Source organism: Rhodoblastus sphagnicola (genome assembly GCF_002937075.1).
GTDB lineage: Bacteria > Pseudomonadota > Alphaproteobacteria > Rhizobiales > Beijerinckiaceae > Rhodoblastus > Rhodoblastus sphagnicola.
Genome location: NZ_NHSJ01000092.1, coordinates 16,727 through 26,906 on the forward strand (window position 1 = coordinate 16,727; position 10,180 = coordinate 26,906).

The 10,180-nt window shown below is 64.8% G+C and carries 8 protein-coding genes; 1 reads left to right on the forward strand and 7 read right to left on the reverse strand.

Going from position 1 to position 10,180, the window contains the following annotated elements; all coding sequences use genetic code 11:
• Window positions 1-136 precede the first annotated feature (136 nt).
• Complete coding sequence (locus tag CCR94_RS15295; RefSeq protein WP_104508721.1) at window positions 137-4,450, forward strand: chemotaxis protein CheB; 4,314 nt, start codon at window positions 137-139, stop codon at window positions 4,448-4,450.
• Window positions 4,451-4,457: 7 nt separating this feature from the next.
• Here the strand turns inward: CCR94_RS15295 and CCR94_RS15300 are convergent, their stop codons facing one another.
• From CCR94_RS15300 to otsB, 7 genes are all read right to left on the reverse strand, one after another.
• Window positions 4,458-4,943: a hypothetical protein gene (locus tag CCR94_RS15300; RefSeq protein ID WP_146090021.1), complete on the reverse strand. Its 486-nt coding sequence runs from the start codon at window positions 4,941-4,943 to the stop codon at window positions 4,458-4,460.
• 5 nt (window positions 4,944-4,948) lie between these two features.
• Window positions 4,949-5,263, reverse strand: coding sequence for an ElaB/YgaM/YqjD family protein (locus CCR94_RS15305; protein WP_104508723.1), 315 nt, complete (start codon window positions 5,261-5,263; stop codon window positions 4,949-4,951).
• A gap of 76 nt (window positions 5,264-5,339) precedes the next feature.
• Window positions 5,340-5,495 carry a DUF3309 family protein gene (locus CCR94_RS15310; protein WP_104508724.1) on the reverse strand — a complete coding sequence of 52 codons (156 nt, stop codon included), beginning with the start codon at window positions 5,493-5,495 and terminating at the stop codon, window positions 5,340-5,342.
• A 67-nt stretch (window positions 5,496-5,562) separates the two neighbouring features.
• The gene (locus CCR94_RS15315) at window positions 5,563-5,745 is read right to left on the reverse strand and encodes a CsbD family protein (protein WP_104508739.1); all 183 of its coding nucleotides are present in this window, start codon (window positions 5,743-5,745) and stop codon (window positions 5,563-5,565) included.
• 192 nt (window positions 5,746-5,937) lie between these two features.
• Window positions 5,938-7,401, reverse strand: a complete 1,464-nt coding sequence (locus CCR94_RS15320; protein WP_104508725.1) for an alpha,alpha-trehalose-phosphate synthase (UDP-forming) — start codon at window positions 7,399-7,401, stop codon at window positions 5,938-5,940.
• The gene (locus CCR94_RS15325) at window positions 7,398-9,182 is read right to left on the reverse strand and encodes a glycoside hydrolase family 15 protein (protein WP_104508726.1); all 1,785 of its coding nucleotides are present in this window, start codon (window positions 9,180-9,182) and stop codon (window positions 7,398-7,400) included. Before CCR94_RS15325 ends, CCR94_RS15320 begins: the two co-directional genes overlap by 4 nt.
• The gene (gene otsB / locus CCR94_RS15330; protein WP_158254777.1) at window positions 9,179-10,033 is read right to left on the reverse strand and encodes a trehalose-phosphatase; all 855 of its coding nucleotides are present in this window, start codon (window positions 10,031-10,033) and stop codon (window positions 9,179-9,181) included. Before otsB ends, CCR94_RS15325 begins: the two co-directional genes overlap by 4 nt.
• Window positions 10,034-10,180: the final 147 nt, after the last annotated feature.

Genomic DNA, 10,180 nt, shown 5'->3' on the forward strand with positions numbered 1-10,180 from the left:
GGAGGGTCGGAATCTACTCAAAACCCCATTTGGAGAAATCGATTCACCGCCTTGCGACACATGCTACCATGCGGAAGTCCTGTGCTAGTATGCGGACGTCCTGAATGAGCCGCCGAACTTCACGGAAAATTTTCCCATGCGAAAGATCGCGCCGCCCCCCGCCGAAGCCGCCTCTTCCGCCCCAGCGAGCGGACCGGGAGCGGACGCGTTCGCCGTTGTGGCGATCGGCGCTTCGGCTGGAGGGCTCGACGCCTGCCGGAAGTTTCTGGGCGCGGTGCCGGCCCATTCCGGCATGGCCTTCATTCTGGTCCAGCATCTCGATCCCACCCACGCCAGCATGCTGGTCGAGCTTCTGGCCGGCCAGACGCATCTCAAGGTCAGCGAGGCCACGGATGGCGCGCGGATCGAGCGCGAGCATCTTTATGTCATTCCGCCCGGCGTTTCGCTTTCGGTCTCGGGCGGCGCGCTAAAATTGTCGCAGCCCGAGGAGCGCCACGGCGCGCGGCTGCCGTTCGATTTCCTGCTGCAATCGCTGGCGGAGGATTATGGCGAACGCGCCGTCTGCGTCATGCTTTCCGGCACCGGCGCGGATGGCAGTCGGGGCCTGAAAGCCCTGAAGGACAAGGGCGGGCTGGTCGTCGCTCAGGACCCGGAAGAGGCCGGATTTGACGGTATGCCGCGCAACGCCATCGAAACCGGCGCGGTGGACCAGGTGGCGCCGGCCGCGAAATTGCCCGAGGCGATCATCGGTTTTTTCCGAGGCGCGCGCAGCAATGCGACGCATTCGGATCAGACGGAGGATTGGCTGGCGCCCATCGTCGATCTGTTGTTTTTGAAGACCGAGCACGATTTCCGCCTTTACAAGCCGGGCACGCTGCACCGCCGGATCGAGCGACGCATGGCGCTCGCCGAATGTGATGCGAAGCGTTATTTGCAGATGCTGCTCGACGATCCCAAGGAAGTCGATCTTCTCGCCAAGGATTTGCTCATCAACGTCACCAGTTTCTTCCGCGACCCCAAAGTGTTCGACTTTCTCGCCGAAAATGTTCTGCCCAGCCTGATCCGCGAACAGCCGGCGGAGGAGCCCTTGCGCATCTGGAGCGTCGGATGCAGCACCGGCGAGGAAGCCTATTCGCTGGCCATACTGTTTCGCGAGGCGATGGAAGCGAGCGGCAAGACGATCAAGTTGCAGGTTCTCGCCTCGGATATCGATGGCGACGCGGTGGCGCTGGCGCGCGAAGGCCTGTACCCGGCGACCATCGCCGCCGAAGTCTCGCCGGAGAGGCTGGCGCGCTTTTTCGTCAAGGAGGAACGCGGATACAGGATCGTTCCGGACCTGCGCGACAATGTCGTTTTCACCGTTCAGGATCTGCTGGCCGACCCGCCGTTTTCCAGGCTGAATTTCGTGTCGTGCCGCAATCTGCTGATCTATCTCGGGAGCGAGGCGCAGGCGAAGGTCATGGACATCTTCCATTTCGCCCTGCGCGAGGGCGGAATCCTGTTGCTCGGCGGCGCCGAGACGGTCGGGGAAACCCATGGCCGTTTCACGGCGATTTCCAAAACCGAACGCATCTTCCGACACACGGCGCGCGGCCGGCCCGGAGATTTCGGTTTTCTGGTTGGCGACGGCGCGCGCCTTCCGGCGCGCCTGGAGCTGGGTTCGTTCTCGCGGCGGAAAAGTCTTGCCGATCTGTGCCAGCGCCTGTTGCTGGAAAGTCTCGCCCCCGCCGCGGTGTTGATCAATCGCAACAATGAATGCCTGTATTCGATCGGGCCGACCGATCTTTACCTGTCGGTCGCGCCGGGGCCGCCGACGCACGATCTGCTGGTCATGGCGCGCAAGGGCCTTGGGCTCCGGCTCCGCTCGGCGATCCAGCGCGCGTTCGAGGAGAATGCGCCGATATCGGTCAGCGTCGGTCGGCTCGATCATGACACGCGGCCGCCCTGCCGCATCACCGTGCGGCCGGTCGTCAACGACGGCGAGGATCTGGCGCTGGTCACCTTCACCGAGGAAACGCAGTCGAAGCGGCGGGAAAGTCGCGCCGTCGGCCCCGAGGAAGTCTCGCAGGTCGCGGAACTGGAGCGTGAGCTGGAGGCGGCGCAGACCGAATTGCAGGGCGCCCTGCGCGATCTGGAGGTCGCGGGCGAGGAGCAAAAGGCGATCAACGAGGAAGCCTTGTCGGTCAACGAGGAATTCCAGTCCGCCAATGAGGAATTGCTCACCTCGAAGGAAGAGTTGCAATCGCTCAACGAAGAACTGACGGCGCTCAACAACCAGCTTCAGGAGACGCTCGACCGGCAGCGCACCACCTCCGACGATTTGCAGAATGTGCTTTTCAGCTCGGATGTGGCGACGATCTTTCTCGACGACCGCCTCAACATCCGCTTTTTCAACCCCGCCACCCGCGCCTTGTTCAACGTCATCGCGGGCGATATCGGCCGTCCGCTGTCGGATCTCGCCGCGCGCGGCGTGGATGAAGCGCTGCTGAACGATGCGCGCGTCGTGCTGGCCAAGCATCTGCCGGTCGAGCGCGAGATCGAGACGCCCGACGGCCGCTGGTTCATGCGCCGCATCCTGCCCTATCGGACGCAAGCCGGCGGCGTCGAAGGCGTGGTCATCACTTTCGTCGACATGACCGAACGCAAAATCGTCAGTGACGCGCTGGAGACCGCGAAACACCGGGCCGAGGCCGCCGACATCGCCAAGTCGCGCTTCCTGGCCGCCGCCAGCCACGATCTGCGCCAGCCGCTGCAAACCCTGGCGCTGCTCCAGGGCCTTCTGGATCGCGTGGTGACCGGCGAAAAAGAGCGCAAGTTCGTCGCGCGCATCGGCGAGACCCTGACGGCCATGACCGGAATGCTCAACGCCTTGCTCGATATCAATCAGATCGAAGCGGGCGCGGTGCATCCGGAAATGGTGGCCCTTCCGGTCCAGGGCCTGCTGACGAAATTGCGCGATGAATTCGTCTATTCCGCGCAGGAAAGAGGTCTCGACTTGCGCATGGTCGGATGCAGCCTGTCGATCTGGAGCGATCCGCGCCTGCTCGAACAGATGCTGCGCAACCTGCTGGCCAATGCGCTGAAATACACCAGCGACGGCAGGGTTCTGCTCGGGTGCCGCCGTCGCGGGCAGAGCTTGAGCATAGAGGTCTGGGACACCGGCATCGGCATTCCTGAGTCCGAGATTCATGCGATTTTCGAGGAATATCATCAGATCGGCAATGAGGCGCGCGAGCGCTCAAGGGGGCTTGGCCTTGGCCTGTCGATCGTCAAGCGTCTGGGCAACCTGCTCGGCCATCGCGTGCGCGCGCGCTCGCGCCATGGCAATGGCTCGATGTTCGCCATCGAGGTGACGCTGGCGCCGGGCGCGCCACCAGCCAAAGCCGCGCACGGGGCGCGCGGGCGGGCCGGCGAGGCGGATGAAAAAGCGCCGCGCAAGGGCGCGATCCTGATCGTCGACGACGATCCGGAAGTGCGGGAGCTTCTGGCGCTCTTTCTCAAGCAGGAGGGCCATCGCACCGCGCGCGCCTATGACAGCTCCGAGGCGATGCAATTGATCGACAGCGACAATTTCCGCCCCGATCTCGTTCTCGCGGATTTCAATCTGCCCAATGGATCGAACGGCGTCGAAGTCATCGCCGCCATAAGGGAGAAGCTGCATCGCAAGGTCGCGGCGATGGTCCTGACCGGCGACATATCGACCGAAACCTTGCGGGCCATCGAAAAGGGCGATTGCACCCGGCTCAACAAGCCGGTTCAACTGGAGGAGCTGGCGGTGGCGGTGCAGCGGGCGCTGGCGCCGGTCGCGCGGGTCGCGGCGCACGAGGGCGTCGATCAGACAGCCCCTTTGCCGCCGGTGGTTTTCGTCGTCGACGACGATCGCTTCCTGCGCGCGGCGGTGCGCGCCGTGCTGGAGGACGACGGCCGCACGGTCGAGGATTTCGAAAGCTGCGAGGCCTTTCTCGCCGCGGTTCAGCCGGGCCGCGACGCCTGTCTGCTGATCGACGCCGCCCTGCCGGGCATGAGCGGGCTGGACCTGTTGCACCATATGCAGCGGGAGGGTCCAAGGATTCCGGCGGTGATGATGACCGGCAAGGCCGATGTCGCCATGGCTGTCGAGGCGATGAAAGCCGGCGCGTCGGATTTCATCGAAAAGCCGATCAGCCGCGAAGAGCTGCTGGCCAGCGTTGGACGCGCTTTCGACCAGGCGCATGATTCCAGCAAGCTGGTCGCCTGGCGCGAAGCCGCGGCGGCCCAGATCGAGGGCCTCACCCAGAGGCAAAAGCAGATCATGGCCATGGTGCTCGCCGGCGCCGCCAGCAAGAACATCGCCGCCGATCTCGGCATCAGCCAGCGCACGGTGGAAAACCACCGCGCCGAAATCATGAAACGCACCGGCGCGAAATCCCTGCCGGAGCTGGCTCGGCTGGCGGTCGCCGCCACTGAATGACCGTTTCTTAGCACTTTGGGGCGGATCGCTTGCCAATCTGGCCGCCGATCGCCAGGCCGCAACTCAGCGCCAGCACGACAAGCCGCGTCGGCGTTGCGACACGCGCCGACTGCGTCAAGGCGCGCGCGAGTTGATCCTGCGCGGCCAGGGCCGCCAGCAAGTCTTCAACGAGCGGGTCCGGCGGGGCGTTGGTTTGGGCGTTGGCTTGGGCGCCCGCCGGAGTGGGCGGCGCGGGCGCGACGCGCCACGCCAAGACGACGAAGGCTGCGAGCGCGAGCGCCGCGCAGAGTCCGGCGACAATCAGCGCGGCGACGACCGGCCCTTCAGCCGCGCTGAGCGCGGCGTAAGCCGCCAGCGCGCCAAAGCCAAGGGCGAGCGCGGCGAACAAGGCCGTCAGGCCAAAGGCCAACCCCTTCAGCGCCGCGCCCAGCGCGATGGCGCGCAAACGCCGCCCGACGGCGGCGCTCAGCAGGTCGAACAGCCTGGCGGGCATCGCGTTCATCCACGCGACCGGCTGATCAGGCCGACGAACAGGCCGAGGCCGAGGGCGATCAGGATGGCGGTGAGCGGGTTGCGTCCGATGCTGGCGGCGATTTCTTCGCCTGCGGATTCGGCGCCTTTGCGGGCGTCTCCGGCCGCTTCGGCGATCTTCTCCTTGACGCCTTCCGCCGCGTCGGACACTTGCGCGCCGGCCGTCTGCGCCCGATGGTCCAGAAACTTCCGCAGGGATTCGGTCAGATGGGCGATGTCGCGTTGCAGGACGGCGAAATCCGCTGCGATTTCCTTGGCGACGCTGTCAATATTTCCAGTCATTGCAACCTCCTGAAACAGCCGGCGCGCTCGCGAAACGGCGCCGGCGGCGCGCGGAAAATAATGGCCAGGCCGGAAACTAGATTCGGCCCAGCAGCAGCAGGATCAGGACAATGACAAGGACCAGACCCAGTCCGCCGCTGGGGAGGTAGCCCCAGTTCGCGCTATGCGGCCATGTCGGCAGGGCGCCGATCAGAAACAGCACCAGGATGACAAGCAGGATTGTGCCGAGCATGGGAAAAGACCCCCTGATTGAATGCGAAGGCTGACGGATCGCCAGCGGCGACCCGTCAGCGAAAAACTTACTTGTTCAGCGCGTCCTTCAACGCATCCTTCACGCCGCCGGCGGCGTTCTGGACCTTGCCTTCGACTTTGTCGCGCTGGCCTTCGGCGACGAGCTTGGCGTCGCCGAGAACCTTGCCCGCCGCCTCTTCGAGCGCGCCCTTGGCCTGCTTGGCGGTTCCGACGATACGATCCTTGTTCATGGTCATGGCTCCTGATTGCGAAGGCGTCACGGGCGCGTTTCGAGACGTTTCCAGCCTGATGCGGAAGCGTCAGCGCGAGCGAAGTCCTGATCGGACGTCTTGGCCGTTGACGCCAAATGCAGGGCGCTCGCGCCGCTCGTGCAACCAGACCCTAACCTGCGTTCGGCGGCGCCCGAAAGCGTCGGAATCTACTCACTGGAAAACCGTGGACCGGTTCTGACGGCGCTCCGTCAACGCGATCACATGACCGGGGGCGGCGCGCTTGAGGGTGACGCGCGGACTGCCGCGACACGCCCGCAGGGCGCGCAGGAAACTCAGCATCCAGTTGCAGGCGTCATGCTGGCGAACGCGCTTCATCAGCGCGCGATGGCGCGCGATGCGCTCATCCACGGGCATTTCGATCGCCCGCCGCATCGCGTGGGCCGTCTCGTCGATATCATAGGGATTGACGAGCAAGGCCTCCTGCAAATCCTCGGCGGCGCCGGCGAAGCGCGACAGGATCAGCACGCCGGGATCGGCTTCGTCCTGAGCCGCGACATATTCCTTGGCCACCAGATTCATGCCGTCGCGCAGCGGCGTCACCAGCCCGATGCGGCTGGCGCGGTAGTGAACGGCCAAGGTTTCGCGCGAGACCGAACGATGGATGTAGCGCAGGGGCGTCCAGTCGAAACCGCCGAACTTGCCGTTGATCTTGCCGGACAAGGCCTCCAGTTCGTGGCGAATGTCGATATAGGCGTCGAGATCGTCGCGGGTCGGCGACGCCACCTGAATCAAGGTCATGGGACGACGATCTTCGGGATAGGAGGCGAGCAGCCGCTCGAACGCCAGGAATTTTTCCGGCAGGCCCTTGCTGTAATCCAGACGGTCGACGCCGATGGCGTAAAGGCGCTTGCGGTCGCGGCGCTCCGTCTTCTGGATCTTTTGCGCGGCCTCGGGATTGGCCGCCATCGCGGCGAAGCCATCCACGTCGATGCCCACGGGATAAACGCCGACTTGCAGAGATTTGCCGTCGAGCCGCACGGTGTCGGGCGCGATGCGCTCGCCGCCCAGCTCCTCGCAGACGAAACGGCAGAAATTGGCGTGATCTCCGGTGGTCTGGAAACCGATGAGATCGTAATCCAGCAAGGTGCGCGCGAGACGCTCGTATTCGGGCGCCGCCGTCAGAATCTCCGGCGGCGGGAAGGGAATATGCAGGAAGAAGCCGATCTGGTTGCCCACGCCGCGCGCCCGCAACTCGGCGCCAAGCGGAATCAGGTGATAATCATGCACCCAGATCAGGTCGGTGCGGCGCAGTTCTGGCGCCAGCACGTCGGCGAAGCGCGCGTTGACCCGCCGGTAGCCCTCGGCGGCCTCCAGCGTGAAGCGGGAGAGATCGAGCCGATAATGATGGATCGGCCACAACACCTCATTGGAAAAGCCCAGGTAGAATTCGCGATGGTCGCGCTCGGTGAGCGGCATGGTCATCAGCGTGCAGCGCCCGTGCTGGACGCTCGTCGTGGCGATGTCGCTGTCTTGCGCGACAATTTCGCCGTTCCAGCCGAACCACAGGCCGCCGCGATCGCGCATGGCGTCGAGCAGGCAGACCGCCAGCCCGCCGGAAGCCTGGCCGGCGCCGGGAGCGGCGACGCGGTTGGAGACGACCACCAATCTTGTCATATGACCGCCTCCCAGGGGACAGACAGGCGCACGGCGCAATTGACGATGCCGACCAGCGAATAGGTCTGCGGATAATTGCCCCACATTTCCCCGGTCCCTGGATCGACATCCTCGGACATCAGGCCAAGCCGGTTGCGCAGTTTCAAAAGCTGCGAGAAATGGTCGCGCGCCTCCTCGACGCGCCCCATCCGCGCCAAGGCGTCGATGCGCCAGAACGAGCAGGTGTTGAAGGCCGTGCCGGGCGCGCCGAAATCGTCGGGCGCCTCGTAGCGCATCATGTGCGGGCCGCGCCCCAGCGCCTTCTCCAATTGCGTGACGGTCGAGACCATGCGCGGGTCATGCGGGTCGATGAAGCCGACTTCGGTCATCAGCAGCACGCCGGCGTCGAGAAATTCGCCTTCGAAGGAGTCGACGAAAGCCTGGCGCTTGTGCGACCAGGCGCGCTCCAGAATCACTTGCCTGATGCGGTCGGCGTCGGCGCGCCATGCGCGCGCGCCGTCCGCCTGGCCGAGATGGGCGGCGATGCGCGCCAGACGGTCGGCGGCGGCCCAGCACATCAGGCTGGAGGTGGTGTGGATGCTGGCGCGGGTGCGATATTCCCACATGCCGGCGTCGGGCTTGTCGTGGAGTTTGACCGCCGTGCGGCCGAGCGCTTCGAGACGCAGGAAATCCGAAGGGCCGGGCGGCGCCAGCATGCGCCGGTCAAGAAACATCTGGGCGACGCCGAGAATGACATTGCCGTAACTGTCGAATTGCAGATGTTCATAAGCCTGATTGCCGACGCGCGCCGGGGCCATGCCGCGATAGCCCGGCAGGTGCGGGGCGATCCGCTCGTCCAGCCTGCGTTCGAGCCCGATGCCGTAGACAGGCTGGATTTCGTTCTCGTGCAGCGAAGCGACGATGTTCATCAGCCAGCGAAAGTAATTCTCCATTTTTCGCACGGCGGCGAGGCGGTTCAGCGCGCGCACGACGAAATAGGAGTCGCGCAGCCAGCAGAAGCGATAATCCCAGTTGCGCTGCGTGCCCGGCCCTTCGGGAATGCTGGTGGTCAGCGCGGCGACGATGGCGCCGGTGGGCTCGTAAGTGCAGAGCTTGAGCGAGATGGCGGCGCGAATGACGGCATCCTGCCATTCGAACGGCGTCGCCAGCCGATGCGTCCATTGCCGCCAATAGGCCAGCGTGCGCGCCTCCAGCCGTTCGGCGGTCTCGGCGACGCCCTCCTGCAAGGTTTCGTCCGGGCCGAGGAACAGATCGAGCGGCGCGCTCAGATTGAACACGGTTTCGTCGCGGATGAAATCGATCGGCGCGTTGGTGGTCAGGCGCAGCGTGGCGTTGGGGCCGACATAGCGGATATGATGCGAGCCAAAGGTCCTGATCGCCGCGACGGCGCCATAATCGAAACGCGGCCGCAGCCGGATTCTTATGCGGGGACTGCCGGAAATCGGCGTCAGCCTGCGCACGAGCGCCTGGGGATAGAACAGCCGGTCGCGCCAGAGCAGGCGCGGCGCGAAATCGGTGACGCGCAGCGCGCCATGCTTGCCGTGCAGCTCCGTCACCAGCACGGCGGTGTTCTCGACATAATACTGTTCGCTGTGGGTGTGATCTTCGATCTCGATGGCGAAAACGCCATCGTCGGGCGCTTCCTTTGGCGCGCCGAGCAGAGCGTGGAAGACGGGGTCGCCGTCGAAGCGCGGCAGGCAATACCAGACCACGCGGGCGTCCCTGTCGATGAGGGCCGCGACGGCGCAATTGCCGATGACGCCAAGTTCGAGCGTGCTCATGTCATTCCAATGGCGTTGCGCGCGTTCGCTTGTCGTTGCTCCGGCGCCATCAGGCCTTCCAGCCAATCGCGCAGGTCATGAATGGTTTTCACGCAAAATCTGGCGACCGTGGGGCCGGCGCCGACCTTGATCGAAAGCCCGTCCCGGGCGTTGACCGTCGCGAAGGCCGGTTCGTCGGTGGCGTCGTCGCCGGCGAAAATCGGCGTTTTCCCCTTGAACGGACGCTCAATGAGAAAGGCATCGACGACGGCGCCCTTGTCGGAGCCGGAGAGCCTGATTTCGCACACCATCTTGCCCTCGATCAGATTCAGGTCCGACCGCGTGCGCAGGATTTTGCGCGCGAAGGCGAGGCAGGGCTTTTCGAAATCCGGACGCAGGCGGAAATGGATGGCCACCGCGCCGGTTTTCTTTTCGATGACGACGCCCGGCTCCAGACGAAAGGCCGCCGCCGCCTCTGCGGCGATCGCCTCGACGATGCTCTGGTCGATGATCGGCGAATGCAGACGTCCGGCGGCGTCGCGGCGCTGGAGGCCGTGCACGCCGGCGACGGGCAGGATCAGGGGATGGATCAGGCGGTCGATGACGCCTATGTCGCGTCCCGACACCAGCGCCAGGGCGCGCCCGCTGGCGTCGCGCAGATTTTCGAGGAATTGCAGCATGGTGGGGTCGATCCGGACGTCCTCGGGACGATCCGCGATCTCGACCAGCGTGCCGTCGAAGTCGAGAAAGATGCAGTAGGTCTGGGGGTCTCCGAGAACGGGAAGGTCGGGCTGCGCCAAAAGTTCCGTTGGCGCCTTTGCCGATCTGTCGAACATGGAGCGATCGTCGCCGCTCGCCGCAAGCCATTTCATGAAGCGTCTCCCAGTTATCGCCCGAATCCTATGGGGATGGGGCGGGGCATGACAGCATCGGAATCTACCCATGATAGGGCGCTCGCGAGACCGTTTTGCGGCCGGCGGAAAAAATCGCGCGCAACATCTTCAAGTGCGAAGTGAAAA

Coding starts and splice junctions, on each gene's coding strand:
- CCR94_RS15295 (WP_104508721.1), top strand. CDS start 137: ATGCGAAAGATCGCGCCGCCCCCCGCCGAAGCCGCCTCTTCCGCCCCA.
- CCR94_RS15300 (WP_146090021.1), bottom strand. CDS start 4,943: ATGCCCGCCAGGCTGTTCGACCTGCTGAGCGCCGCCGTCGGGCGGCGT.
- CCR94_RS15305 (WP_104508723.1), bottom strand. CDS start 5,263: ATGACTGGAAATATTGACAGCGTCGCCAAGGAAATCGCAGCGGATTTC.
- CCR94_RS15310 (WP_104508724.1), bottom strand. CDS start 5,495: ATGCTCGGCACAATCCTGCTTGTCATCCTGGTGCTGTTTCTGATCGGC.
- CCR94_RS15315 (WP_104508739.1), bottom strand. CDS start 5,745: ATGAACAAGGATCGTATCGTCGGAACCGCCAAGCAGGCCAAGGGCGCG.
- CCR94_RS15320 (WP_104508725.1), bottom strand. CDS start 7,401: ATGACAAGATTGGTGGTCGTCTCCAACCGCGTCGCCGCTCCCGGCGCC.
- CCR94_RS15325 (WP_104508726.1), bottom strand. CDS start 9,182: ATGAGCACGCTCGAACTTGGCGTCATCGGCAATTGCGCCGTCGCGGCC.
- otsB (WP_158254777.1), bottom strand. CDS start 10,033: ATGAAATGGCTTGCGGCGAGCGGCGACGATCGCTCCATGTTCGACAGA.